This is a genomic window from Aequorivita xiaoshiensis (assembly GCF_022008395.1).
In the GTDB taxonomy this organism is placed as follows: domain Bacteria; phylum Bacteroidota; class Bacteroidia; order Flavobacteriales; family Flavobacteriaceae; genus Aequorivita; species Aequorivita xiaoshiensis.
This window is the reverse complement of the sequence record NZ_JAIRBB010000003.1, coordinates 1-25,922: the sequence shown is the minus strand read 5'-3', so window position 1 is coordinate 25,922 and position 25,922 is coordinate 1. Positions and strand designations below refer to the sequence as shown.

Annotated in this window: 24 protein-coding genes, 1 pseudogene and 1 riboswitch; of the genes and pseudogenes, 12 read left to right on the top strand and 13 right to left on the bottom strand. The window is 34.7% G+C overall.

What is annotated here, in order from left to right; translation table 11 throughout:
• Positions 1–60 precede the first annotated feature (60 nt).
• Positions 61–2,304, top strand: a complete 2,244-nt coding sequence (locus K8344_RS05520) for an inorganic phosphate transporter (protein ID WP_237607755.1) — start codon at positions 61–63, stop codon at positions 2,302–2,304.
• A 92-nt stretch (positions 2,305–2,396) separates the two neighbouring features.
• Here K8344_RS05520 and K8344_RS05515 read toward each other — a convergent pair whose 3' ends face one another.
• The 5 genes from K8344_RS05515 to hemB form a co-directional block, all read right to left on the bottom strand.
• The gene (locus K8344_RS05515; protein ID WP_237607748.1) at positions 2,397–2,873 is read right to left on the bottom strand and encodes a methylated-DNA--[protein]-cysteine S-methyltransferase; all 477 of its coding nucleotides are present in this window, start codon (positions 2,871–2,873) and stop codon (positions 2,397–2,399) included.
• Positions 2,873–3,973 (bottom strand): CNNM domain-containing protein, encoded by a 1,101-nt coding sequence (locus K8344_RS05510; protein WP_237607747.1) that lies wholly within the window; start codon positions 3,971–3,973, stop codon positions 2,873–2,875. Before K8344_RS05510 ends, K8344_RS05515 begins: the two co-directional genes overlap by 1 nt.
• A 115-nt stretch (positions 3,974–4,088) precedes the next feature.
• Positions 4,089–4,559, bottom strand: a complete 471-nt coding sequence (locus K8344_RS05505) for a hypothetical protein (protein WP_237607738.1) — start codon at positions 4,557–4,559, stop codon at positions 4,089–4,091.
• Positions 4,560–4,641: 82 nt separating this feature from the next.
• On the bottom strand, positions 4,642–5,001 hold the full coding sequence (locus tag K8344_RS05500; RefSeq protein ID WP_237607736.1) for a hypothetical protein: 360 nt from the start codon (positions 4,999–5,001) through the stop codon (positions 4,642–4,644).
• Positions 5,002–5,150: 149 nt separating this feature from the next.
• Entirely contained in the window at positions 5,151–6,140 is a 990-nt protein-coding gene (gene hemB / locus K8344_RS05495) for a porphobilinogen synthase (protein ID WP_237607734.1), read from the bottom strand.
• 189 nt (positions 6,141–6,329) lie between these two features.
• On the opposite strand from hemB, the gene K8344_RS05490 reads away from it, so the two are divergent.
• Positions 6,330–8,984, top strand: coding sequence for a DEAD/DEAH box helicase family protein (locus K8344_RS05490; RefSeq protein ID WP_237607726.1), 2,655 nt, complete (start codon positions 6,330–6,332; stop codon positions 8,982–8,984).
• Positions 8,985–9,123: 139 nt separating this feature from the next.
• Here K8344_RS05490 and hemF read toward each other — a convergent pair whose 3' ends face one another.
• The 8 genes and pseudogenes from hemF to hemA all read right to left on the bottom strand — a co-directional run bounded on the left by hemF (position 9,124) and on the right by hemA (position 16,000).
• Positions 9,124–10,026 carry an oxygen-dependent coproporphyrinogen oxidase gene (gene hemF / locus K8344_RS05485; RefSeq protein ID WP_237607934.1) on the bottom strand — a complete coding sequence of 301 codons (903 nt, stop codon included), beginning with the start codon at positions 10,024–10,026 and terminating at the stop codon, positions 9,124–9,126.
• A 321-nt stretch (positions 10,027–10,347) separates the two neighbouring features.
• A pseudogene (locus K8344_RS05480) lies at positions 10,348–10,701 on the bottom strand (transposase); the annotation flags it as partial.
• 78 nt (positions 10,702–10,779) lie between these two features.
• The gene (locus K8344_RS05475; RefSeq protein WP_237607724.1) at positions 10,780–11,553 is read right to left on the bottom strand and encodes an EI24 domain-containing protein; all 774 of its coding nucleotides are present in this window, start codon (positions 11,551–11,553) and stop codon (positions 10,780–10,782) included.
• Positions 11,554–11,595: 42 nt separating this feature from the next.
• The gene (locus tag K8344_RS05470; RefSeq protein WP_237607723.1) at positions 11,596–12,078 is read right to left on the bottom strand and encodes a DUF6973 domain-containing protein; all 483 of its coding nucleotides are present in this window, start codon (positions 12,076–12,078) and stop codon (positions 11,596–11,598) included.
• Entirely contained in the window at positions 12,079–13,107 is a 1,029-nt protein-coding gene (hemE, locus tag K8344_RS05465; protein ID WP_237607714.1) for a uroporphyrinogen decarboxylase, read from the bottom strand.
• A gap of 50 nt (positions 13,108–13,157) precedes the next feature.
• Positions 13,158–13,802 carry a uroporphyrinogen-III synthase gene (locus K8344_RS05460; RefSeq protein ID WP_237607712.1) on the bottom strand — a complete coding sequence of 215 codons (645 nt, stop codon included), beginning with the start codon at positions 13,800–13,802 and terminating at the stop codon, positions 13,158–13,160.
• Between the two features lie 21 nt (positions 13,803–13,823).
• Positions 13,824–14,735: a hydroxymethylbilane synthase gene (gene hemC, locus K8344_RS05455; protein WP_237607703.1), complete on the bottom strand. Its 912-nt coding sequence runs from the start codon at positions 14,733–14,735 to the stop codon at positions 13,824–13,826.
• 2 nt (positions 14,736–14,737) lie between these two features.
• Complete coding sequence (gene hemA, locus K8344_RS05450) at positions 14,738–16,000, bottom strand: glutamyl-tRNA reductase (RefSeq protein WP_237607688.1); 1,263 nt, start codon at positions 15,998–16,000, stop codon at positions 14,738–14,740.
• Positions 16,001–16,275: 275 nt separating this feature from the next.
• On the opposite strand from hemA, the gene K8344_RS05445 reads away from it, so the two are divergent.
• The 10 genes from K8344_RS05445 to K8344_RS05400 all read left to right on the top strand — a co-directional run bounded on the left by K8344_RS05445 (position 16,276) and on the right by K8344_RS05400 (position 25,831).
• The gene (locus K8344_RS05445) at positions 16,276–17,187 is read left to right on the top strand and encodes a helix-turn-helix transcriptional regulator (RefSeq protein ID WP_237607686.1); all 912 of its coding nucleotides are present in this window, start codon (positions 16,276–16,278) and stop codon (positions 17,185–17,187) included.
• A 25-nt stretch (positions 17,188–17,212) separates the two neighbouring features.
• Complete coding sequence (locus K8344_RS05440; protein WP_237607684.1) at positions 17,213–17,797, top strand: Crp/Fnr family transcriptional regulator; 585 nt, start codon at positions 17,213–17,215, stop codon at positions 17,795–17,797.
• A gap of 80 nt (positions 17,798–17,877) precedes the next feature.
• Positions 17,878–18,690 (top strand): type 1 glutamine amidotransferase domain-containing protein, encoded by an 813-nt coding sequence (locus tag K8344_RS05435; protein WP_237607682.1) that lies wholly within the window; start codon positions 17,878–17,880, stop codon positions 18,688–18,690.
• A gap of 22 nt (positions 18,691–18,712) precedes the next feature.
• Complete coding sequence (locus K8344_RS05430) at positions 18,713–19,345, top strand: NAD(P)H-dependent oxidoreductase (RefSeq protein ID WP_237607680.1); 633 nt, start codon at positions 18,713–18,715, stop codon at positions 19,343–19,345.
• Positions 19,346–19,554: 209 nt separating this feature from the next.
• Complete coding sequence (gene hemH / locus K8344_RS05425; RefSeq protein ID WP_237607678.1) at positions 19,555–20,592, top strand: ferrochelatase; 1,038 nt, start codon at positions 19,555–19,557, stop codon at positions 20,590–20,592.
• A 66-nt stretch (positions 20,593–20,658) separates the two neighbouring features.
• Positions 20,659–22,002, top strand: coding sequence for an MATE family efflux transporter (locus tag K8344_RS05420; protein ID WP_237607669.1), 1,344 nt, complete (start codon positions 20,659–20,661; stop codon positions 22,000–22,002).
• Between the two features lie 43 nt (positions 22,003–22,045).
• Positions 22,046–22,594: a CopD family protein gene (locus K8344_RS05415; protein WP_237607667.1), complete on the top strand. Its 549-nt coding sequence runs from the start codon at positions 22,046–22,048 to the stop codon at positions 22,592–22,594.
• 116 nt (positions 22,595–22,710) lie between these two features.
• Complete coding sequence (locus K8344_RS05410) at positions 22,711–24,123, top strand: sensor histidine kinase (RefSeq protein WP_262913398.1); 1,413 nt, start codon at positions 22,711–22,713, stop codon at positions 24,121–24,123.
• Positions 24,124–24,281: 158 nt separating this feature from the next.
• Positions 24,282–25,064 (top strand): enoyl-CoA hydratase/isomerase family protein, encoded by a 783-nt coding sequence (locus K8344_RS05405; RefSeq protein WP_237607650.1) that lies wholly within the window; start codon positions 24,282–24,284, stop codon positions 25,062–25,064.
• Between the two features lie 134 nt (positions 25,065–25,198).
• Positions 25,199–25,295, top strand: a riboswitch (SAM-I-IV-variant riboswitch).
• Between the two features lie 185 nt (positions 25,296–25,480).
• Positions 25,481–25,831, top strand: coding sequence for a hypothetical protein (locus tag K8344_RS05400; RefSeq protein ID WP_237607648.1), 351 nt, complete (start codon positions 25,481–25,483; stop codon positions 25,829–25,831).
• Positions 25,832–25,922: the final 91 nt, after the last annotated feature.

The following is a 25,922-nucleotide window of genomic DNA, read 5'->3' as shown; positions in this document are numbered from 1 at the left end:
TTGGTAACAAACACTCCTTTTTTATATAGGAAATTTGCACCAATTTAATAATCGACAAAAATGGACAATATTTATTTATTAATGATAGTTGCACTTGTTGCTTTAGCCATAGCAGATTTAGTTGTGGGTGTAAGTAATGACGCTGTAAACTTTTTAAACTCTGCAATTGGCTCAAAAGCTATTCCGTTTAAAGGAATTTTAATTATTGCCAGCATGGGAATCTTTATTGGAGCTGTGTTTTCAAGCGGAATGATGGAGGTCGCCCGAAAAGGAATCTTCGTCCCCGGGGAATTCTATTTTGATGAAATTATGATCATCTTTATGGCCGTAATGATTACCGATATCTTACTGTTAGACTTTTTCAACACTATTGGTTTACCTACCTCTACAACGGTATCAATTGTATTTGAATTATTAGGAGCTGCAGTAATTATGGCGCTTATAAAAATTGGCCATAACGATGCTGAAACAATCTCTTCTCTTTCAAAGTATATAAACACTGAAAAAGCAGTTGCAATTATTGTGGGAATTCTCCTCTCCGTCGTCATCGCCTTTACGGTCGGAGCAATAGTACAATATCTATCTCGTTTAATTTTCACCTTCCACATAGAGCAAAAAATGAAATATTTCGGAGCTATTTTTGGAGGGATTGCTTTAACTGCAATTAGCTACTTCATCTTTATGAAAGGACTAAAAAGTACACCTTTTTACAGTAGTTTTAAAGAAGTAGTAGAAAATAATACAGCATTAATTATAGGTATAAGCTTTATTATTTGGACTGTATTCTCGCAACTATTTATGATGGTTACCAAAAAGAGTATTCTAATTATAGTAATTGCAGTAGGGAGTTTTAGTCTTGCTCTAGCATTTGCTGGAAACGATTTGGTTAACTTTATTGGGGTTCCAATGGCCGCTTACCACAGTTATATGGATTGGTCTACCTCTGGGGTTGATGCTTCTGCATATGCAATGACCAGTCTTGAAACAGCAGTACCTGCAGAACCATTTTTATTGTTTGCAGCAGGAGCAATTATGGTTTTAACATTATGGTTCTCTAAAAAAGCAAGAACGGTATCTGATACAGAGATCGATTTAGCACGTCAAGGTGATGGTCATGAGAAATTTAGCCCAAATATGTTATCAAGGTTTTTAGTTAAATCTAGCACTTATTTAGCTACATATTTTGAACATATTCTTCCAAAATCAATACAGGAGAAAATTGATAAGCGATTTGAGAAACCAGTTATTGAATTACCAAAACACAAAGCATACGAAATGCCTGCTTTTGATATGATTCGTGCTTCTATCAACCTTGTTGTTGCAGGTATATTAATTGCTACTGCTACTTCAATGAAGCTTCCTCTATCCACAACTTACGTAACTTTTATGGTTGCCATGGGTACATCCTTAGCAGACAGAGCATGGGGTCGTGAAAGTGCTGTTTACCGCGTTGCAGGAGTACTGAATGTTATTGGAGGATGGTTCTTTACTGCCTTCGTTGCATTTACTGCAGCAGGAACCTTAACTTACTTAATCTTTATAGGAAGAGGGCCTATGATTGCTGTACTTCTTCTATTAGCTATTTTATTGTTGGTTAGAAACTACATTTCTCACAAAAACAAGGCTAAACTTAAGATGAATAAAACAGGTTTAAAGAAAACCGAAAGTAAAACTGTTCAAGGTATTATTCAGGAAAGTGCAGAAAACATCAGTAATGTTGTTTCTCGCTCAAACAAGATTTATACCGATATGTTGCGAGGCCTTGCAAAACAAGATACGAAGAAACTAAAAAAGAGTAAAAAAGGTGTTTCAAAATTAAATGCTGAGGTAGAAGAATTACGAGATAACTTATTCTATTTCATTAAAAATCTTGACGATACAAGTGTTCGTGGAAGTAATTTCTATATCATTATCCTTGGTTATTTAACGGATATTGCTCAGTCGTTAGAATTCATTTCTAAAGCAAGTTATAAGCACGTTAACAACAACCACAAAGCACTTCGTTTCAACCAAATTAAAGATCTACAAGAAGTTGATAGACATCTTGAACGCTTATTAAATGAAATTGAAGATATATTCGACAAGAAAGAATTCGAACGTATTGGTCAGGTTTTAAATAGAAAAGAGGAGATTTATGCTAGTCTTTCAAATAAAATTGAAAAGCAAATTGCGCGAACTAGAACTGAGGAATCTAGCCCGAAAAACACTACTTTGTATTTCAGCTTATTGCTAGAAACAAAAGACTTAGTGAAAGCCTTGATGAACTTGATGGAGGAGTATCACTCAAGTTATAAAAAAACGTAAATCATCGCTTTAACATAAAAATCCCTCAGTAAAACTTTCTGTTATTACTGAGGGATTTTTTTTATCACCTACTTAATTTATACAGTTTTTAACTAAAACAAAGATTGCTGTTGCGAAGGGTTTTCATGTTCTAACAACCATTTCTTACGATGTAGTCCACCAGCATAACCCGTTAAGGATCCATCACTCCCAATTACTCGATGACAGGGAATAATAATTGAAATTGGATTTTTCCCATTTGCCGAAGCTGCAGCTCTTATAACTTTGGGATCGCCAAGGTTATTTGCTATTTGCTTATAATTAAGTGTTTGTCCAAAAGGTATATTTAAAAGTTCGTTCCAAACCCGTTTTTGAAAATTTGTACCCTTTGGAGAAATTTTTACATTGAAGGTTGAACGTTTACCATCAAAATATTCTTGAAGTTGCGTAACCACATCAATTAATTCCTTTGGAATATTTTCTGAAATTACTAAAGAGTCGTCATCTTTAAAAAGTATGGACGATACTCCTTCAATATTCCCTACAATTTCTATCATTCCAATTGGAGATTGCAAAAAGACTGTGTGCATTACTCCGATTTATCTTGAGGCTTATCAATATCACTAATTTGAATTCCTATTCGCTTAGCTCGTTTTTCCCAGTTCTTTCGGGCTTGAAGTTGCAAATCTTCAATATTATCACTCTCGTCCATGATTTCGAGACCTAAAAGCGTTTCTATAATGTCTTCCATAGTAACCACCCCAATAGTGTTACCAAAATCGTCCACTACCGCTGCGATATGAACACGTTGTTTAATAAACGTCTCAAACAAATCTGGAATTGGTTTTTCTGCCGAAACCATAAATATGTCTCTTCTAATATCGCTTAATAACTTGTCTCCACGTTCTTCAACAATTTCCTCTAAAATATCATCTCTTAGCACGAAACCGGTAATGTTATGCGTTTTATCTTTATAAACAGGAATTCTTGAAAACCTAAGATTTTTATTTGATTCATGAAATTTTTGAAGAGTCATTTTTTCATCTTCTAAAGTTACAACAGGAAAGGGTGTCATTACATCTCTTGCCTGTACACTTTTAAAAACCAAAAGATTTTTAATTACCGTAGTCTCATTTTCTTCAAAAACACCTTCTTCTTCGGCAGCATCGGTAATCGCCATAAATTCTTCACGACTCATGGTACTTACATGGGCTGATTTTCCAACCATTTTGGTTACAATCATCAATAGCCAAAGTATTCCCGTATACTTTAAAGGGAAGATTATTATCTTCAGAAACAAAGCTGTAAAAGAGCCTAAACTCTTCCAATATGTAGCTCCAATTGTCTTTGGGATTATTTCTGAAACTATAAGAATTAAAATTGTCATTATAGCTGAAACAATTCCAACGATATTCATTCCAAAAATCTCCACTTTATAGGGTAGTTTTTCGGCTTGTACTCCCACCAAGATTGCACCAACAGTATGAGCAATTGTGTTGATAGTAAGAATTGCGATTAAAGGCTTATCTATATCCTTCTTAAAATTAGTAAGTGTTTTTGCATAGCCCTTTCCTTCTTTGGTTTTCATTCGCAAAAAGGTAGGAGTGAAACTTAACAATGCTGCTTCTAAAATAGAGCATAAGAATGAAAATAAAATCGATAAAACCGCATAAACTATTAATAACGTCATATATAGTTGAATTAATTTTTTGATAAAAATAAAGATTTATAAACGTTATTAACGATAAGGTCTTGTTAATTACTTAAAAAAACCGCCTCATTGGGCGGTTTTATATGAAGTATGTTTAGGAGGCTTTCAATAGTTGTCTTAATGTATTTTCCCATCGTTTAGCGTTTTGCAAACTAATATATGGGTCTGTACTAAGTTCCTCATCATCATACTCGTTGTAGAATGTTATTTCTTTATTGCCGGTATTATTAATAATTTCAAGCCCAACCCAATCTAATGTTTTTTCGGTTTGCTTTACACTCTTTACTTGACAAGCTTTTACCTCCTCCATATTTACAATAGTAAAATCGGCTACTGGATTTTTCTTAGTAGAATAAACCATTTTTTTAGTGTTTGGATCAACACCAATCACTACATTTCCAAGGATTTCTACATTGTCTAACCTAATTCCATTTTTTTCAGAAAGGGAATCGATAGTTTTTTTTACTTTTCTATCAAGGCCTGATGCGTTTACAATCATATAGCCTACAGGTACAGCTATCAACAATAATATTATTAGCCCAATTAGGGATGCACTTATTTCCATAATAAATAATTTTTAGATGAATAAATTGAATAAATAATGGCTTGAAAATCAATTCAAACCAGACGAAATAATTATCCAAAAATTACCAGAAGAAATGAAATGGAAAGAGATATTGAAAAATCAGTTCACGTTTGTCCTTTACAGAAAAAGAACATTTAATAACTGAAGAATTACAGGTATTTGGAAACTCTTTATTAGAATAAAAAAGCCCGGTTAATCCTGCATTCGAAGATTCATTTTGCGTGATTGTTTGAGAAGCCTCTCCAATTGATGCCTTATTAATTTCAAAAGGCTTGCTATTATCATCTTGTTGAAACTGAGAAACAACAACAGCTCTATCTATAGTAGAAAGTGCTTCACTTGCAAGAGCAACACTCCCGAATACCAAAAAAGCGGCAAACGTGATTAAGAATGTATTTATATGTTTTTTAGCAAGTTTCACTAAACAAATGTAATCTAAAATTGAATTGAAAAATTTAAATTTTTGCTAATTGTTAAATCTACCAAAACACCCAGAGCGATTTTCTTTAGACTAATATTTATCCAAAAAATACCACTCTAGATTGTGGTTATTAATTTGTACTATTCGAGTTATGAAATAATCTTCACTACGTCTTTAGCAAAGTAACTTGCAATCATAGAAGCTCCAGCTCTTTTAATAGCTGTAATTTGCTCCAACATAACTGCATCGTGATCTAACCAACCTTTTTCGGCTGCGGCTTTTAACATAGAATATTCTCCGCTAACTTGATAAACTGCCACAGGAATATTTACTTCATTCTTAATTTCACGAACGATATCTAAATAGCAAAGCCCTGGTTTTACCATAACAATATCAGCTCCTTCTTCTATATCCATAATGGTTTCACGAATAGCTTCTTCGCGGTTCGCAAAATCCATTTGATACGTTTTTTTATCCTTTGGAATATTTTTTAGATCTACTGGAGCAGAATCTAGTGCGTCTCTGAATGGACCATAGAATGCAGATGCATATTTAGCGCTATAAGCCATAATTCCAGTATTGTGGAAACCTTCATCTTCCAATAAGGTTCTAATCTCAAAAATACGTCCGTCCATCATATCGCTAGGTGCAATAACATCGGCACCTGCTTGAGCGTGACTAAGTGACATTTCGGCTAAAACGGCACTACTATCATCGTTAAGAATTAAACCTTCAGATACAATTCCATCGTGGCCATAAGCTGAAAATGGATCTAACGCCACATCGGTCATTACAAGCATTTCAGGTACAGCATTTTTTACTGTTTTAATTGCACGTTGCATCAGACCATCAGGGTTTAAAGCTTCTTTTCCGGTGTTATCTTTCAGTTTATCATCAACTTTTACAAAAAGTAAAACCGACTTTAACCCAAGCTTCCATAGCTCTTTTGCTTCTTTTTCAAGCAAATCTAAGCTCAACCTATAGTAATTTGGCATTGAAGCAATTTCCTCTTTAACACCTTTCCCTTCTACAACAAAAAGCGGAACGATAAAATCATTCGGACTTAAAATTGTTTCGCGAACTAAACTTCTCATACTTTCACTAGTTCGCAATCTTCTGTTTCTTCTTAATGGATACATATCTATTTAGATTTTAAATTTTAGACTTGAATTTTTAGATTGTTTGATAAATCTGAAATCGCAGATTTAAAAATCAAATCCGCAAAATTATTCTACCAAAAAGCATATTTTATATGATATTTTAAACTCGTTAAAATACTTTATTTTTAGCGTTGCAAATTTACTACTATAATCTGAGCCATCCATATATTGAACACGCTATCCACAACCCTACTTTTCAAATTTACCTGGCGAAGCTATCAAGCGCGTTTTTTGGAAGATTTTGAAAAGCATATAGAAGATAAACATTTGCATATAGTAGCACCTCCTGGTGCTGGAAAAACTGTTTTGGGGTTAGAAATGGTACGCAGAATAAACAAAAAGACACTCATTTTATCTCCTACTTTAACCATTCGTAATCAATGGTACGAGCGAATGTTAGAATGTTTTGTAAATGGTGAACATTCAATACAAGTTTCTTTTAACTTAAAAACACCAGAAACACTTACCTTTTCTACGTATCAATCTTTACATTCTTTTTATAAGAATGAAATGGAAAGTTCTGATACTAAATTGCTTCATTTTTTTCAGAAATGTGGAATCGAAAATCTTCTTTTAGACGAGGCGCACCATCTAAAAAAGGAATGGTGGAAACCACTAGTTAGTTTAAAACAACTGCCAGATTGCACTGTAATTTCTCTGACCGCAACCCCACCATATGATAGTGATGCAAATGAAATAGCCAACTATTTTAAATTGTGTGGCCCTATAGATATGGAAATCGGCTTGCCGGAATTGGTAAAGGAAGGGAACATATGCCCACATCAAGATTATATTTATTTTTCGCAACCTGATGAAGAACAAATTCGATATATAATCAAATATCGCGAGCAGATACTAGCCTTTGTTTTATGGCTAAAAGCAGATGAAGATTTTAAAAGCTTTATTCTTAAGCATCCATTTTATGAGAATACTGAAAATTCACTAGAAGCCATTTACGAACATCCAGATTTCTATTCGGCGATGCTTATATACTTAAATTCGATTGGTTTTGAAATTCCTTCAGAAAAAATTGAAGTATTAGGGGCGAACCCAAAAAACATCACCTTCCCTTCATTTTCTTATGAGTGGGTTGAAGCTTTATTGCAGCCCCTTTTAGTTGATAATAGAGAGGTTTATCTTGATAATGAAACTCTGCTAAATACCCTTGAAAAGAAGCTACGAAAAATAGGTGCTTTCAATAGACAACGGGTTAATCTTGTTGGCGAAGGCAATCTGTATCGATCCCTCTCCCAAAGTCCATCAAAGCTTAGGAGTATTGTTGAAATCACGAGGATAGAGAGTGAAAACTTAGGGAGTTCACTGAGAATGGTAGTTCTTTCAGACTATATTAGAAAAGAGTATCTCGATTTTAAATATGGTGAGACACTTTCAGACATCAACAAAATGGGAGTAGTTCCTATCTTTCAACATCTTCGAAACAACATAAAGAATGACGACTCTATAAAGCTTCATAAAAGTAAATTGGCCGTACTTACTGGCTCGTTGATTTTAATTCACAATTCAGTGTTGAATGAACTAACCTCTAAAATATCTAAAAATGCTTTCACCGAATCCATTTTATGGGACACAGAGTACATTATTATCAAGCCAACTTTATACGGAAAAAAGCAAATAATAGGCGCTATAACGCAACTATTTGAAGATGGATTTATTCAAGTCGTTGTTGGCACGAAATCGTTATTGGGTGAGGGTTGGGATGCACCAGCAATTAATACACTCGTTCTAGCCTCATATGTTGGCTCCTTTGTAACCTCCAACCAAATGCGTGGTCGGGCACTTCGGATAAACCCTTTAAAACCCGAAAAAGTTGCAAACATCTGGCATCTTGCTTGCGTGGATCCCACAAGTAATATTGGCGGTGCCGATTTAGAAACGTTAACCCGAAGGTTTAATGCCTTCTGCGGGCTTTCTCTTGAAGGACAGCCATATATAGAAAACGGTATTTCCCGTTTTAAAATAACCAGGTCTCTCTCAGAAATAGAAATTTTAAATGCAAAAATGTGCGCTTTGGCATTGAATCGCCCCAACGTAAAGAAAAGATGGGATAAAGCGCTAGAAAAGGGAAACATATTGATTCGGGAGTTGAAGCTAGATTTTGAATCCAAAACAACTTCTACAAAAGCAAAAAAGTATTATTATAGAGATTTAGTGAAATACGCCTTTGTCGAACTTTTAGTATTAATGGTAATTACTATTCCTGAACTTTTTCTAAAAAACTTTTTCACCTTAGTTTCACGTGGGTTTCTTTATTTCTTCTATGCCGTAGGAAGCGGAATTGTTTTAATATTTGTCCCAAAAACTTTTAAAGCACTCAAATTATATCTTAAATATGGCAGAAGAGATAAACAGTTGAAAAAAATGGCAAATGCCTTAAAAGGAGCTATGATTGAAAAACAAATTATAAAATCTGCCGCAACCGATATTGAAGTTGTAATTGAAAATATTAATCAAACCGAAATAAGCTGTTTCTTAAAAGGTGCCACAGTTAAAGAAGGTTGGCTTTTTACAGATTACCTTGAAGAAATTATTTCTCCTGTTGAAAATCCGCGCTATATTATTAGTCAATCTGGTTGGTTTAGAAATAAATTGGGGCTTGCCAATTATTACAGTGTTCCAAAGCTATTTGCCGAAAGGAAAAAGGATGCAGATTTATTCTTCAGACATTGGAAAAAACACAATGGAAAGGCAGAACTCACTTTTACTAGAAATCCTGAAGGCAGAAAACTATTGTTAAAAGCCCGTTTTCATTATTTTCAGCATGAGAACAACCTAAAATCAAAAAAGTCTTTGATATGGAAGTGATGGTAATTCCCTGCAAAGGCGAAGTTAACTCATTTATGGTCTAGGACTCCCTTGCAGGAACAGTGATATTTGTATTGCTGTGAAGAAAACTCGTCTATAAAAGAAAGTTACTGGACAAACAAGAAAAAGGCTGTGCAAATTAAACCCACTCTTTAGGGCTTCTTAATACCTCAACAAGCTTTTCTTCTTCACTCCCCACCTCTGGATGATGATCGTATTTCCATTGAACATGTGGTGGTAAACTCATTAAAATACTCTCTATACGACCGTTGGTTTTTAATCCAAACAAAGTTCCTTTATCGTGAACTAAGTTGAACTCAACATAACGCCCACGACGAATTTCTTGCCAAGTTCTATTTTCTTCAGAATATGAAAGGTCTTTTCTCCTTTCAACAATCGGCAGATAACAATCTAAGAAACTATTACCAACTTCGGTTACAAAATTGTACCAGTCTTTCATGTTCATCTCATCGGTCTTCTTTAAATAATCAAAAAACAAGCCTCCAACTCCACGAGCTTCATCGCGATGAGAATTCCAAAAATATTCGTCGCAACGCTTTTTGTACCTCGAATAAAACTCACCATTATGTTTGTCGCAAGCTGTTTTGCACACCTTATGAAAATGTACTGCGTCTTCTTCAAATAAGTAGTAAGGTGTTAGATCTTGTCCCCCACCAAACCAACTATCTACAATATTTCCTGTAGCGTCGTACATTTCAAAATAGCGCCAGTTTGCATGTACTGTTGGTACCATTGGGTTTTTTGGGTGTAGCACCAAGCTCAAGCCACAAGCAAAAAAATCTGCGTCTTGTACTCCGAAATACGCCTGCATACTTTCAGGTAACTTTCCGTGTACTTCACTAATATTAACGCCCCCTTTTTCAAAAACATTTCCGTTTTCAATCACGCGCGTTCGGCCGCCACCACCTTCTTTGCGAATCCATTTATCTTCTTGAAACTTCGCCTTACCGTCTATTGACTCTAAGGCTGAAGTTATTTCGTTTTGTAAATTTTTGATGTAGGCTACAAATTGTTCTTTCATGTTCTTTTTAGTTTGGGAGTTTGGGTCCACAAAAAAGTCGCTTTTGTTGTCATCGCCGGGCAAGTCAAAATTATTTTGAATCTGACTATTTCCTGCAAGGTGTTCCCCCGCCTTTTCTGCGGGGGCTCCTTGTAGGTCTTCTCCTGCAAGTATTTCTTTATTATGTGAATACGCCATATTTTCTATAGTTTCAAAAAGAGTGTTAACTGTATAATCTTTTGAAATTTTAAAATATTCTGGTTGACTTAGATTTAAATAATGATGAAAAGAGGAAAACTTATACTTTGTAATATCCTGTGTTTCTTTAGGATTATTATGAATATAAATTAAAAGAGACTTTATATAGTTTTCATCCTTAACCTTTATTCTTTTAAAATGCTTATCAAATAAGCTTCCCGTACGTCCTGCAAATTTATTGAATGCCTTTGCATAAGCATTGAAAAAATCGGAAATACTCTTAGTAAATTCTTCCGGTTTCGAATTAACTTGAATAAGAAAATGGAAATGATTATCCATTAAACAATAACCAAAAACTTCAACATTCTGAGCAACATATTTTCCAAATAATTGAAGAAAATAGCGTTTGTTTTCTTCAGTCTTAAAAATATTCTCCCCATTAATACCTCGATTGTAAATGTGGTAGTAATGTGATTGTTCAATTGTTTCTAGTTTCATAATCTTTCGTTTTTAATACCTACAAGGTCTTAGAGACCTTGCAGGATGTCTTAGAGACCTTGCCAGAACACAGACGAGTTACAGTATATTAGACACCCTTTGAGTTGTTTTATGGTTTTCCAAAACTCTTAAAGTTTCTGTGCTTGCTGCGGTAACTGAAAGCGGTAAAACCAAGATAATTCCAACCACAGGAATTAGTAGTACAAGCATAAATACCATACCGTTTCCTATTGCCAAACCTCGGTTTCTCTTAACAAATTGAATACTTTCAGCATATTTAAAATGTCGCTCTAGCGTATAGTCCATATTTCCAAAACCTGCGTAATAGCTCTGCACTAAAAACAACAAAATTGATGATGCTATTCCAATTACAGGGATAAATCCGATTAGAATTATAGGTATGGTAATCATTAACTCCATCAATAGGTTTCGGACATTTAGTCGAATTCCTCGCCATAATTGTCCCGCATTGGTTGTGTTTCTATGCGAGTGGTCTATGTTGTCCACCCCGTATAAGTGCTTTTCAATTTTTTCTGAAACAGGACTCATAAAAGGTGCACTAAGTGCCATAACAATATGCCTGTAAAGAATAAGCCCAAGTGCAATGATAATTAGGGCTCCTATAAATTCGCTAATCGTTTTAAAAGTCTCTGCTCCCCATTCCCAAAACCAAACTTTTGAAATAAAAGCACCAAGATTATCACTTAAACCCCAAGCTGAAACCCCAATTAGGATTGCCGTTAAAAAACTAATTGCCATCGGCACCCCAAAATACTTCCAAAGCCCAAGTTTACTTATAAGCTTGAAAGTTCCAACATATGCTCTTATACCTCTTAGAATGTTTTTAATCATAGTTCTGAGTTTCAAACATTGCAGAATAACTATAATGACAAATTAGGCTATATAGACTAATTTATCATTAAACCTCTCTACAGCATCAACAGTTTCAATCCTTACCGCTTCCTCTGCTTTTTGTTTCAAAAAAGTTACAGTTTCTTCCTCGCTTTTATTCTTTATAATTTCATAAAAAATAATTCCCATTGCATTATTATGTATATCCATGGCTCTGTCTAAAGGTTCGTTAGGCGAGAAATCCTCGTGCCAATCGGTGAACTTTTTAGCCCATGCTTTCGCTTTTTCTTCATCTCTCCTCCACTTTAAGCATCTTCGGATTATCAATATTACCCAAAGGGCGTGTCTAAATGCATTTGCCGGATTATTTAAATGATGCGTATTGCCGTATTCTTTCTGCGCAATAAGCATACAATTTTTGGTGGCAAAAATGGTTGGAATTCCGTAAATCGGATTTCTAATAAAAAGACCAAGCAACCCGAAGAGTTGCTTGAAATCTAATCTATTAAAAATCCGCCAAAGCATTTAATCTTGTTTGTATTCTTTTACAGCTTCTATAAAAGCACCTGCATTCTCAATCGGAATATTAGGTAAAATACCGTGTCCTAAATTTACTATATAACGGTCTTTTCCAAACTCATCAATCATCTGTTTCACCATCTTTTTAATTTCAGATGGCGGACTGAATAGTCTAGTAGGATCAAAGTTACCTTGTAGGGTAATGTTTCCTCCTGTTAGGTACCTAGCATTTTTAGGAGAACAAGTCCAATCTACACCTAATGCAGAAGCACCACTTTTAGCCATTACATCTAAGGCAAACCAGCATCCTTTTCCAAATACAATAACTGGAGATTCATCTTTTAATGCGTCTATAATCTGTTGAATATATTTCCAACTAAACTCTTGATAATCGGTTGGTGATAGCATTCCACCCCAACTATCAAAAACCTGAACAGCATTAACACCTGCTTTCACCTTTTCTTTTAAGTATAAAATTGTAGTATCAGTAATCTTCTGAAGTAATTCGTGTGCAGCAACTGGTTGCGTAAAACAAAACTCTTTTGCTTTATCAAAATTTTTACTTCCTTGGCCTTGTACACAGTAGCATAAGATGGTCCACGGACTTCCAGCAAAACCAATTAACGGAATTTCATCGTTTAGTTTTTCCTTGGTCATTTTAATAGCTTCCATCACATAGCCAAGTGTGTCATTAATATCTGGAACAATAACGCGCTCCAAATCTTTTTGAGTACGGATTGGCTCTGGAACCCATGGGCCGATTCCAGGTTTCATTTCTACGTGAATATTCATAGCCTGAGGAATTACCAAAATATCACTAAATAAAATAGCAGCATCCATTCCGTAGCGACGGATAGGTTGAACTGTAATTTCACTAGCAAGTTCAGGAGTTTGGCAACGAGTGAAGAAATCGTACTTCTCTTTAATCTCCATAAACTCCGGAAGATATCTACCTGCTTGACGCATCATCCATACAGGTGGACGCTCCACGGTTTCTCCGCGAAGTGCTTTTAAGAATAAATCGTTTTTTATCATAGCATTATTATTATAAACCTAGTAGCCTTTACTGCATAGGCTTATAGATATTAAGTTTGTAACATTTTTACAGTCTTCGCTATTACACTTTCAATAATTGTAGCGTTTGAAACAACTACATGATCTGTGTAATTTTTAGCTTCTGAAGCAGTTGTTATGCCAATGCAAACAGCTAAGGCTTCAGTTTTATTTTCTTTAAAATAACTTCTTACACCACTCGGACTAAAAAACATGATTGCATCAAATTGTCTTTTAATCGTTTTAGGTTGTAAGCTTGTGTTATATACTTTTATTTCTTCGAAAGAGACATTATTTTCATTTAAAGCTGAAGGAATAACGTCACTTCTTAAATTTCCACAGAAAAAATAAAAATGATCGTTTCTATGATTTTCAACCAAATACGGTGCTAATTCCGAAGCATATTCAGTCATTTTGACCACATTTTGACCATTTTTCTCTAAAAGAGCTTTAGTCTTTTCACCCACACAATAGCAATTCTGAATTTTAATATTCGCATTTTGAATTGCATTTACAGAGTTTTGACTTGTAATTATAGCCTTATCAATTTCAGAAGGCGCTTTAAAATCTATAAAGTCGATTTTTATCGCGTTGTATTCTACCAAGGACATCCCAGCGTTAAGCAACAATTCCCTTTGGGAAAAGCTCAGTTTTTTGGTAGATAGAACGCTCTTCATTTCAACATTATTGGCAGCCTATTAATTGGTATGCTTTTTAATTTCGGCCATTAATTCTTTTCCTCCATTAGACAGTATACTTAAAGCACATTCTTTTCCAAATCCTTTATATTCTGATGGCTTTACACTTTTTTCAATTTCAAGCATATCTTTTCCATCTAAAGAAAATAAGCATCCTTTAAACATCACCTCATCGTCTACAATTTGAGCATAAGCACCAATTGGCGCAGTACACCCACCTTCTAAAGTGTTTAAAAATTCTCTTTCTATATGTGTACAAATTTCGGAAGCGGAGTGATTCAATTTAGAAGTGGCTTCTAATGAAAACGGATCGTTCTCCATTGCAACTATCACCATCGCGCCTTGTGCCGGTGCGGGAATCATCCAATTTAAGTCGATGAATTTTTTTGGCAACACATTAATTCTTTCCAATCCTGCCTTAGCAAAAATTGCTCCTTCCCATTTATTGTCTTTCAATTTCTGTAAACGGGTATTTACATTTCCGCGTAAATCAACCAAGTTATGATTAGGATATCTGTGTAACCATTGTGCTTGTCTGCGAAGACTTCCAGTTGCGATTGTACAAGGTTTTTCAAAATCCACCTCAGTTTCAACTACTAGAATATCCTGTGATGTAGCTCTTTCTAATACTGCAGTTTGCACTATTCCTTTAGGTAAAAGAGTAGGTACATCTTTCATACTGTGCACAGCTATATCAACAATACCGTTAATCATAGCTACATCTAGCGTTTTTGTAAATATACCAGTAATACCCATCTCGTAAAGCGGCTTGTCTAAGACTAAGTCTCCCTCTGATTTTACGGGCACTAGTTGGGTTTTATAACCTAGATTTTCTAGTTTAGATTTTACAGTATTGGCTTGCCAAAGTGCTAATTCACTATCGCGGGTACCAATTCGAATGGTTTTTTTCAAGACTAAGCAGTTTCAAGTTGGAAAACTCTTCTAATTAGTTCAATACTTTCGGCAGAGCCTTCTTCGCCTTTTAAGTGATTGACAAAATGTGTAGTAATTTTTTGAATTAGCCTATCGCTGATAATATCGGCTTGTTCTTGATTAAAGCCTTCTATCTTTTTACTTTGATAGTCTATTTCTCCTTCTTTAATCTCAGCAAGCTTAAGTTTTAAAGCTCTAATGGTAGGAGCAAATTTTCTGTTGTCCGCCCATTTATTGAAATCTTTTTCAATTTCAGAGATAATCTTTCTCGCTTTTGGCAATTGTGATGCACGTTGTTCTAACGTTTCATCGGTTAAAGCTGAAAGTTCATCCAAATGAACTAGCGTTACCAATTCATTTTCTAAAACATTTTCAGAAACGTTCTTAGGAATTGAAAGATCTAAGATTAAAAGTGGTCTTTTTAAATATAAAAGTTCCTTTGAAATAGTTGGCTGTTGTGCGCCTGTTGCAACAATTAGAATATCGGTTTGCGCTATTTCACTTTGTATATCGGCATAATCCTTAACCACCAAATTAAATTTACCTGCAACTTTTTCAGCAGTTTCTTTGGTGCGATTTATAAGGGTTATATGATCGTTTTTTGTGTGTTTTATTAAGTTCTCACAAGTATTTCTACCAATTTTTCCTGTTCCGAACAGTAAAATATTCTTCTCTGAAACCTCAGGAACCATTTTCATGATATATTGCACCGCAGCAAAACTAACAGATGTAGCTCCTGATGAAATTTTAGTTTCATTTTTTATACGTTTACTTGCTTGAATAACTGCATTTGCAAGACGCTCCATAAATGGATTGAAAATATCGTGCTTTTTAGATTCGCGAAACGAATTACGCAACTGACTAATAATCTCGAAATCTCCTAAAATCTGACTATCTAATCCAGTTCCAACAGTAAAAATATGCGAAACGGCATCGTGGTTTTTATAGATATAGGCTACCTTTTCAAACTCTTCTACAGTACCATTTGTATATTCACATAGTAACTTTATAAGCTGGTAAGGATGTTGTGCAAAACCATAAAGCTCTGTACGATTACAAGTAGAAATAACGGTAAGTGATGGTATTCCGTTTTCTTTCGCTTTCTTTAAGATTTGCTTTTTTGTATCATCATCAATACTAAAATGACCGCGTATTTCGGCATCTGCTTTTTTATAGTTTAGTCCAATCGCGTAAAAATGACCCTCAAGGGTTTCACCAGAATATGACTTTAAGTTATTTTTCATCCACAAAGTATATTTGAGAAATAGAAATTAAGGATGCCTAGCTTATGCATTTCTGTAGTATGTAAAAGATTTTTAGGCATAATATTTAAAACTAGGCAAATGTACAGTCATACTTTTTCAAAAAGTAACGCTTGCGGTATCTTTTGTATCGCTACGTGTTAAATTTAATCAAAATATGACTTTTATCATATAAAATGCCCTAATTTAGCGGTTTCCCAACAAATATAACATATTTTTATTTAGAACTATTCTAAATAAATCAATTCAATATTTAAATGAATAATCAAAAAAATACCGCTCAAAGTTTACATGAAAACGGGGTAGGTTTTTATGAAGAAATAGCTATTGAAACTGGATTTTTCATTTTAAAATTCGACAACGAAACTAATGATAATCAAATATTTAAGCGAGAAGTAAGTTCTAACTTTATACAATTTCATTTTTGCATAAAAGGTGCTGCATCATTTTCATTCAACAATGGTACCTACGTTCTGCCTATAAAAGAGAATAATTCACTTCTACTATATAACCCTCAAAAAGATTTACCGTTAGATTTGCACGTAACCCCTAACACCTGGGTGCTTTCAGTATTGCTTCCTATAAATAAGTTTCACAGTTTTTTTTCAACGGAAGCCGATTATATCACCTTCTTAAATGAAGAAAATAAAGATCGGAAATATTACAAAGACAGTCCAATTTCACCATCTATGGCAATTGTGCTGAATCAATTGATGAATTACAACCTACACCCAACTATAAAACCTCTGTATTTTAAAGGGAAGGCTTATGAATTGCTAAGTTTATATTTTAATCGTCCTGCCGATGCCGATATAGAGCAATGCCCGTTTTTAGCAGATGAAGTGAATATATCAAAAATTAAACAGGCTAAGCAAATTATTATTTCTAGAATGGCTGAACCGCCTACATTACAGCAGCTAGCCGATGAAATTAATCTACCAATTAACAGGTTAAAAGAAGGGTTTAAGCAAATTTACGGCGATTCGGTTTTTAGTTTTTTATTCGACTATAAAATGGAAGTTGCACGTCAATTATTAGCGACAGGATCACATAACGTAAACGAAGTTGGACTTAAAGTAGGATATAGTACTTCAAGTCATTTTATATCGGCATTTAAAAAGAAATTCGGCACTACTCCAAAGAAATTTTTAATGGGTCTTAATGTTTAAACATCCTAATTACTAAAGCTTTTAAATGTCTATTGCAACTGAACTAGTAGAAATCATCTTTAAAGATCTCACTTTAACTTTTAAAGAGAAACAATTATTAGCGCAAAATTTTAAAAAACTAAATCTTCCAAAACACAGTTTATTGCTAGAAGCTGGACAGCAGGTTTACGACCAATACTTTGTTGCAGACGGATGTTTACGCACATATTATATAGACCCAGACGGGAAAGAACACACGGTTCAATTTGCAATCGAAGACTGGTGGATTAGCGATTACACCGCATTTTTTAGCAGCAGCAATGCAGTAATGAATATTGAATGTATTCAGGATGCTACACTTTTTAAAATATCTAAGAAAGACATGGAATTGCTTTATTTAAAGATTCCAAAGCTAGAATCATTCTTTCGCAAAAAAATGGAGCGCGCCTTTGCCTCTTTTCAAAAAAGAATAATTTCTAATCTCGCCCAATCTGCCTCCGAGCGTTATTTAAATTTTGTAAATTCCTATCCCAATATAGAGCAAAACGTAAAAAACTATCATATTGCTTCTTATCTAGGAATTACCACCCAAAGCCTCAGCCGAATTCGCAAAGACCTAGTGAAAGCTTGATTTATTACCATAGGTCAATTTTTTTGACACTTCTACCCGCTACCTTTGCCTTGTAAATATTTCAATAGAATATAAGGCCTATGAAACTATTTATTAAACAGCATTTAATTCTTTTTACGGTTATAATCGCCGCGTTAACTACTTCTTGTGGAAACTCACAAAAAGACGAGACAACAAATGAAGAATTAAAGCCACTAACACAAGAAAAGATGAAAAAGGTATTATTTGTTTTAACAAGTCACTCCGATTTAGGAGATACAGGACAGAAAACGGGATTTTGGGTAGAAGAATTTGCTGCTCCATATTATTTACTTAAAGATAAAGGTTTTGAAATTACAATAGCTTCTCCTAAAGGTGGTCAGCCACCAATAGACCCAAAAAGTGAATCCCCCGACTCACAAACCCCAGCTACGGTTAGGTTTTATAAAGATAAAGAAACGCAAGCCATACTTGCCAACACAGTAAAATTAGAGACAGTAGATCAGGCAAACTTCGACGCTGTTTTCTATCCTGGCGGACACGGACCGTTATGGGATTTAGCTGAAGACAAAAATTCTATTGCACTTATTGAATCATTTTATAATAGTAACAAAACCATTGCAGCTGTATGTCACGCCCCGGCAGTATTCAAGAATACTAAAAAAGCGGATGGATCACCTTTGGTTAAAGGAAAAAAGGTTACAGGTTTTACTAATAGTGAAGAAGATGCAGTACAATTAACCAATGTAGTTCCATTTTTAGTTGAAGACATGTTGAAAGAAAATGGAGGAGAATATTCTAAAGGTGAAGATTGGGCTGTTTACGCAGTTGAAGATGGACTATTAATTACAGGTCAAAACCCCGCCTCTTCAGAATTAGTTGCTGAGAAATTATTAGAAAAATTAAATAAGTAAAAGTTAAGAAAACTATAGATATATGAAATTAATTGAAGATTTGAAGTGGCGATATGCTACTAAAAAAATGAACGGAGAAACCATTCCACAAGAAAAACTTGATTATATATTAGAAGCAGCGCGATTAGCTCCTTCGTCTTCTGGGCTTCAACCTTATAAAATATTTGTAATCACCAATAAAGAGTTATTACTTAAATTAAAGCCAGCAGCTTGGGATCAAAATCAGATTTTGGATGCTTCACACGTTTTAGTTTTTGCTTCTTGGGATGGGTATAGTTTAGACAGAATAGAATCTGTTTTTAATTACACAATGAATGAGCGTGGATTACCGCTTGACACTATGGACGCATATAAAAATAATCTTTGGAGCATGTACGAACCACTAAGCCAAGAGTGGCATGCACATCACGCTGCTAAACAAGCTTATATATCATTTGGTTTGGCTATTGCCGCTGCAGCAGAACAAAAAATTGACGCTACACCTATGGAAGGATTTACTCCTGAAACTGTAGATGAGCTTCTAGATTTAAAGAAACAAGGACTAAAGAGTACACTTATTCTAACACTAGGTTACCGCGATGAATCGGAAGACTGGTTGGTAAATATGAAAAAAGTACGTACTCCAAAAGAAGAATTTATAACTGAGATAAGTTAGAGTTTGATTAATTGTTAGTTTGCAAACCCCGATATTCTATAAAAAATTGAATTTTCGGGGTTTTTTTGTTTTTATATTTTACACTTGAGCAATTGAGGCTTAAATAATACATAAGCTTTTCTAATATCTTCATAGGATTAATTACTAATATCACTCTTGAAGGTTCAACTTTAAAAGAGTAATTTTGTTTTTTTAAATTTAAATCACAAATGAAAGGAGTTCTCCTAGTAAATCTCGGTTCACCTGATAGCACCGACCCGAAAGACTTAAAAAAATATCTTGACGAATTTTTGATGGATCCACGGGTTATTGACGTTCCCTTTTGGCTTCGCTCTTTTATAGTAAGAGGGATTATATTAAACACACGACCTAAGAAATCAGCCGAAGCTTACAAAAAGATTTGGTGGGAAGAGGGGTCTCCTTTAATTGTAATTTCAGAACGACTTCAAGAAAAAATTCAGAAAAAAACTACAATTCCTGTTGCTTTGGCCATGCGTTATGGAAGTATGACCTTAAAAAAAGGATTACAAGAATTGGTTGACCAAGGAGTGGATGAAGTTTTAACGATTCCATTATACCCACAATTTGCAATGGCTACAACCGAAACCATTGATGTGAAAGTGGAAGAACTAAAGAAGGAGTTTTTTCCGCAACTTGAGATAACATCACTTCCGGCTTTTTACAATAAGCCAGAATATATTGAAGTGCTTTCAAGAAGTATTGCCGAAAGTTTGGAAGGTGTAGATTATGAGCATTTGTTATTTAGTTATCACGGTGTTCCTGAACGACATATTTACAAAAGAGATATAACTAAAAACCATTGTAAAATAGACGGCAGCTGTTGTGTAACAGATTCGCCAGCCCATGAATTTTGCTATCGACATCAATGTTTTAAAACTACCGAATTAGTTGCCGAAAAACTAAACTTAAAACCAGGAACATATTCTAATGCTTTTCAATCACGATTAGGTTTTGATCCATGGTTAAAGCCACCTACAGACAGAACAATTGAAAGATTTGGATTGGAAGGGACTAAAAAAATAGCTGTTGTAACCCCTGCTTTTGTAAGTGATTGTCTAGAAACGCTAGAAGAAATCGCTATGGAAGGTGAAGAAATTTTTCACGAAGCTGGCGGAAAAGAATTCACAACTATACCTTGTCTAAACGATCGTGACGATTGGGTTGATGTTTTAACAGGCTGGATTGACCAATGGCGAATTGCAGATGTAAAAACGGCAATAGCCTAATTGAAACATTTGCACTTCCTCTTAAGGGAATACAATTTTCAAGGGTAATAATTTTTCAAAAACTATATGAAACCTAATCAATCTGATGCTCTTGGCACCGATGCCATTGGTAGTTTATTAGTTAAACAAGCTTTACCCGCTTCCATTGGAATTTTAGTAATGTCACTTAATGTAGTGGTAGATACTATTTTTGTTGGAAATTGGATAGGTTCTATTGCCATTGCAGCAATAAATGTTGTTCTTCCTGTATCATTTTTTATTGCCGCTCTGGGTATGGCAATTGGTATTGGAGGATCTTCTATTATATCCAGGGCATTAGGTTCTAGCAACAGAGCAAGAGCTCTTAAAACCTTTGGAAATCAAATCACTTTAACCCTATTGCTTACTGTAGCAATGGTGATTTTTGGATTAATTTTTATTAACGATTTAATTCCAGCTTTCGGAGGTAAAGGCGACATATTTGAGCCTGCAAAGATTTATTATCGCATAGTATTATACGGAGTGCCCCTTCTCGCCCTTAGCATGATGGGAAACAATGTAATCCGTGCTGAAGGGAAACCAAAATTCGCAATGATTGCGATGATTATTCCTTCCATTGGAAACCTCCTTTTAGATTATATTTTGATTTACATCTTCGATATGGGGATGGCAGGTGCAGCGTGGGCGACCACTATTTCATACTCTTTATCTTTCTTTTACATACTTTATTACTTCTTAAGCGATAAAGCCGAGTTAAAAATAAACTGGTCACATTTTGGACTTGACCTTTCTATATTAAAGGAAATTTCGGCTTTGGGATTTGTAACCTTAGCAAGACAGGCAGTAGTTAGTGTAACCTACCTGTTAATGAATAATATTCTCTTTAATTTTGGCGGCGAAGCTTCAGTTGCAGCCTATGGAATTATTGGGAGGATGTTGATGTTTGCCCTCTTCCCAGTTCTTGGAGTAACCCAAGGATTTCTACCCATCGCAGGTTATAATTATGGCGCAAATAAATACAAACGCGTAAGAGAAAGCATTAACAAAGCCATATTATACGCAGGAGGATTAGGGATTCTAATTTTCATATTAATAATGTCGTTTCCTGCAGCTATAACTTCGGTATTTACGAATGACCCCGACATTCTTTCAGAAACCCCGCATTACATGCGCTGGGTTTTTGCCGCTACTCCTATTATTGCAATACAACTAATAGGTTCGGCTTACTTTCAAGCGATTGGAAAAGCAGTTCCCGCTTTGCTGCTTACCTTAACACGACAAGGATTTTTCTTTATACCATTAATAATAATTCTTCCGTATTACTTAGGCGAATTAGGGGTTTGGATTTCTTTTCCAGTGGCAGATATCTTATCAACTATAGTAACCGGATATTTTTTAAACAGAGAAATTCGTAAAACCTTAAAAGAATAAGTATTAAAAGGTTATTTTTAAATTGTTTTTCTACACTATTATAATGGAACAATATTACTTATACATAAAATCCCTACACCTTATATTTATAGTTACATGGTTTGCTGGTCTTTTTTATATAGTCCGTTTATTTGTTTATCAAATTGAAGCTTCACAAAAACCTTCTCCTGAAAAAGAAATTTTAGGAAAACAACTCAACATAATGGCCTCTCGACTATGGAATATCATTACTTGGCCAAGTATGATTCTAGCCTTAATTTTTGGCTTTTGGCTTTTGGGAATGCGCATGTTTTGGCTTACGGATGCTTGGATGCAAGTGAAATTGGTGTTTGTAGTCGCGCTTATCATTTATCACATTAAGTGCCATCAAATTTTTAAACAACTTCAAAAAGGGGTAATTAAATACACTTCAAATTCAATGCGACTCTTTAATGAAGTGCCGACCATAATTCTCTTTGCTGTTGTATTTCTAGTAATTCTAAAAAGTGCAGTAAACTGGATTTACGGAACTGTAGGAATCATCGCTTTTTCGATGTTATTGATGATGGGATATAAAATGTATAAAAGAATAAGAGAAGAAAAGAACAATTGAGATTTATGAAATTTATATTCAGATTTAAAGCGGATTAATTATTGCTATCTTTCTTCTTCAAAATAATATAAGTGTACTTTTATAAAAAATCGCTACGTACTAGAATCTTTCTCTCCATGATTTTTTTAGTCATTGGAGCTTCAGTTCTCATTGTTATTGTTACCGTTAATCAGTACAAAACAGAAGCCGAAGACTATCATCGTGATCGATTGTTGCGTAAAGAATCGGCTATTCGTGCTAATATTAAATACGTATTAGACAATACTACCTATCCCGAGGAAACAGACCAAATTCCGCTAATTTTTAAGGATAAGATTTACGAAATAAAAGATATACACGGACTCGAAATTTTCCTTTACGACCTCGATGGGAATCTTCTAAAATCTTCAAGACCTTCTTTTTTCAGAGATACAGTCTCACAAAAGATCCCAGACTTAGTTCTGGATAAGCTTCAAAATTCATCAAATAAAAACTATATAAAAGCCTTTGAAGAAGGAGGTCAAAAATACCAATCGTCTTACACTTATATTACAGATAGTTATTTTAAACCCTTAGCAATACTTAACCTGCCGTATATAGAAGACGACGATTTAATCAACAAAGAACTCATAGATTACCTCTACAGGCTTGGAATCGCCTATTTACTAATGTTGCTAGTGGCGATTGCAATGGCATATTTTCTTTCAAAATATATTACTCGATCTTTAAAGGAAATAAGTGAAAAGTTAGCAGAAACCCGTTTTGATACTCGAAACAAAAAAATACACCTTAGCGACACGCCTTCCGAAATCTCTACACTTATCAATGCTTACAATAGAATGATTGACGAATTGGAAAAAAGTGCTGCACAGCTCGCAGCTAGCGAACGTGAAACTGCTTGGCGTGAAATGGCAAAGCAAGTGGCACACGAAATTAAAAATCCGCTTACCCCTATGCGACTTACCGTTCAGAGTTTTGAACGAAAATTTGATCGCAACGACCCAGATATTGAACAAAAAATTGCTGAACACACCAACACTATGCTTCAGCAAATAGACACTTTAAGCTCTATTTCTTCGGCTTTTTCAACCTATGCAAAAATGCCAGCGCAGCAAGATGAAACTCTAAACGTTGTAAAAATCACAAAATTAGCCTTAGAAATTTTTACCGAAGATTATATATATTTCTTTTCAGAAGAAGAGGAAGTCCGCGTACTATTCGACAGAACTCAACTAATTAGGGTGGTTACCAATTTGGTTAAAAATAGCATTCAATCTATTGAGCAGAAAAACCCTGAAGAACCACGAATTGACGTGGAAGTAATAGCTAAAGAAACTTTAGTAAATATACGCGTTACAGACAATGGAATTGGAGTCCCTAACGAAAACAAAGAAAGAATTTTTGAACCGCAATTTACCACTAAATCTAGCGGGATGGGACTTGGCTTGGGAATGGTGAAAAATATAGTTGAGAGATACGGCGGAACAATATCGCTAACTTCGACTTCAGAAAAGACCACTTTCGAAGTTTCATTCCCCGCAATACTATAGGATTTTAGTAGCTTTGTGGTAACAACTTTTTTAAACATAAGGTCTAGCGGCCGCACATATTCAACTTATTACCAATTGGCATCCGAAACTATTAGTATCAAGGTCTTAAACCGAAAAAGTTAGTGAACAAAAGAAAAAAATATCTAAAAAAATAGAATATGAGTTATCAAAACATACTTTCCGAAACTGATAATGGGATTACTACAATCACAATTAATCGTCCATCCAAGTTAAACGCTTTAAACCGTGAAACTATACAAGAACTTCACACTGCTTTTAAAGAAGCAGATGAATCTTTAGAGACAAAAGTGATTATTGTTACTGGAAGCGGTGAAAAAGCCTTCGTAGCTGGTGCAGATATTAGTGAGTTTGCAGATTTTTCGGTAGCTAAAGGAGGAAATCTTGCCGCTAAGGGACAAGAATTACTTTTCGACTTCGTTGCAAACCTGACTACTCCTGTAATAGCAGCAGTAAATGGCTTTGCTCTTGGTGGTGGATTGGAATTGGCTATGGCAGCTCACTTCCGTATAGCTTCAGACAATGCTAAAATGGGATTACCAGAAGTTTCATTGGGAGTAATTCCAGGATATGGAGGTACACAACGCCTCCCACAGCTGGTTGGTAAAGGTCGTGCTATGGAAATGATTATGACAGCAGGAATGATTGATGCAAACCAAGCCTTGCAGTACGGATTAGTAAACCAAGTAACCACTCCTGACGCGTTAATTGAAACTACCGAAAAGATTGCTGGAAAAATTATGAGAAACTCATCTGTTGCAATTAAATCGGCTATAAAAGCGATAAACGCTAATTACGAAGACGGCGTTAACGGATTTAATGTTGAAATTGAAGAATTCGGAAACTGCTTTGGAACCGAAGATTTTAAAGAGGGTACGCAGGCATTTCTTAATAAGAGAAAAGCAAATTTTCCTGGGAAATAGTATTATCAAAATATTTAATTTAAAGCCTAGCAGAAATGCTAGGCTTTTTGCTTTTGTTTGGTTATTACCCCTGCTTCCAACCGAAAAAACCTTAAGTTTTCATTGGAGAAATAATTTAAAATTCTTATATTTATAACTCTCATTAAGAATCACACTAAGTGATAGCAACCTGCCAAAACAGGCGAAGGTGCTAAAGAAATGTGCCTACTTCCAGGAAAAAAATGTTTTCAATCCATTTATTACAATTTTAAATATTTAGTGTTTTTAGACTCCTAAAAACGCAACGAACTTCGAGTTCAAAACATACTAGCTCTGACCGAAGATTAGGTTAAAAGTTTGCGAAATATAACCTACGCAAAATTTGATCTGTGAGATAAGTTTTAGAAATGAATAATTATTAACCTAAATATATTTATATGACCAACATTACATTTAATGAATTGCTTAACGAGCACAAACACCTTTTAAAAGACTCTACTTACGTAAAAGTTTTTGATTTTTATATAAGTGGAAATACAGATCCAGAAAAGCTTCAAAGTTTGTTGTTTCACGAAGAGACCGATTGGATTTACGATTCAAGTTGGGACAAATCGGATAGAGCCAATGGAAAAAATCCAATGAGACAAGAATACACCGATAAAATGAATAAAAAAAGAACGTCATTAGGTGTTAGTCCGCTTACTGAAAATGGATATAACCCAGATGAAACATCTAAGAATTTCTGTATTGCTATTATAAAAAACTCGCCAAAGCACAGCGATCTTTAGCATTATAAGTGAATTTTCGAGTTTCAGGGTTTTCGTGAAAAACTATACGTAAATCAAAGTTTGAAGTGTAGCCAATGTAAAACCTTGAAAG

Bases quoted from the DNA above. Each gene is read 5' to 3' on its own strand.
- K8344_RS05445 (WP_237607686.1), top strand. From the start codon at position 16,276: ATGAATAATCAAAAAAATACCGCTCAAAGTTTACATGAAAACGGGGTA.
- K8344_RS05475 (WP_237607724.1), bottom strand. From the start codon at position 11,553: ATGATTAAAAACATTCTAAGAGGTATAAGAGCATATGTTGGAACTTTC.
- K8344_RS05515 (WP_237607748.1), bottom strand. From the start codon at position 2,873: ATGCACACAGTCTTTTTGCAATCTCCAATTGGAATGATAGAAATTGTA.
- K8344_RS05400 (WP_237607648.1), top strand. From the start codon at position 25,481: ATGACCAACATTACATTTAATGAATTGCTTAACGAGCACAAACACCTT.
- hemF (WP_237607934.1), bottom strand. From the start codon at position 10,026: ATGAAAGAACAATTTGTAGCCTACATCAAAAATTTACAAAACGAAATA.
- K8344_RS05460 (WP_237607712.1), bottom strand. From the start codon at position 13,802: ATGAAGAGCGTTCTATCTACCAAAAAACTGAGCTTTTCCCAAAGGGAA.
- hemB (WP_237607734.1), bottom strand. From the start codon at position 6,140: ATGTATCCATTAAGAAGAAACAGAAGATTGCGAACTAGTGAAAGTATG.
- K8344_RS05440 (WP_237607684.1), top strand. From the start codon at position 17,213: ATGTCTATTGCAACTGAACTAGTAGAAATCATCTTTAAAGATCTCACT.
- K8344_RS05505 (WP_237607738.1), bottom strand. From the start codon at position 4,559: ATGGAAATAAGTGCATCCCTAATTGGGCTAATAATATTATTGTTGATA.
- K8344_RS05420 (WP_237607669.1), top strand. From the start codon at position 20,659: ATGAAACCTAATCAATCTGATGCTCTTGGCACCGATGCCATTGGTAGT.
- K8344_RS05435 (WP_237607682.1), top strand. From the start codon at position 17,878: ATGAAACTATTTATTAAACAGCATTTAATTCTTTTTACGGTTATAATC.
- hemH (WP_237607678.1), top strand. From the start codon at position 19,555: ATGAAAGGAGTTCTCCTAGTAAATCTCGGTTCACCTGATAGCACCGAC.
- K8344_RS05430 (WP_237607680.1), top strand. From the start codon at position 18,713: ATGAAATTAATTGAAGATTTGAAGTGGCGATATGCTACTAAAAAAATG.
- K8344_RS05405 (WP_237607650.1), top strand. From the start codon at position 24,282: ATGAGTTATCAAAACATACTTTCCGAAACTGATAATGGGATTACTACA.
- K8344_RS05520 (WP_237607755.1), top strand. From the start codon at position 61: ATGGACAATATTTATTTATTAATGATAGTTGCACTTGTTGCTTTAGCC.
- hemA (WP_237607688.1), bottom strand. From the start codon at position 16,000: ATGAAAAATAACTTAAAGTCATATTCTGGTGAAACCCTTGAGGGTCAT.
- hemE (WP_237607714.1), bottom strand. From the start codon at position 13,107: ATGATAAAAAACGATTTATTCTTAAAAGCACTTCGCGGAGAAACCGTG.
- K8344_RS05470 (WP_237607723.1), bottom strand. From the start codon at position 12,078: ATGCTTTGGCGGATTTTTAATAGATTAGATTTCAAGCAACTCTTCGGG.
- K8344_RS05510 (WP_237607747.1), bottom strand. From the start codon at position 3,973: ATGACGTTATTAATAGTTTATGCGGTTTTATCGATTTTATTTTCATTC.
- K8344_RS05415 (WP_237607667.1), top strand. From the start codon at position 22,046: ATGGAACAATATTACTTATACATAAAATCCCTACACCTTATATTTATA.
- K8344_RS05410 (WP_262913398.1), top strand. From the start codon at position 22,711: ATGATTTTTTTAGTCATTGGAGCTTCAGTTCTCATTGTTATTGTTACC.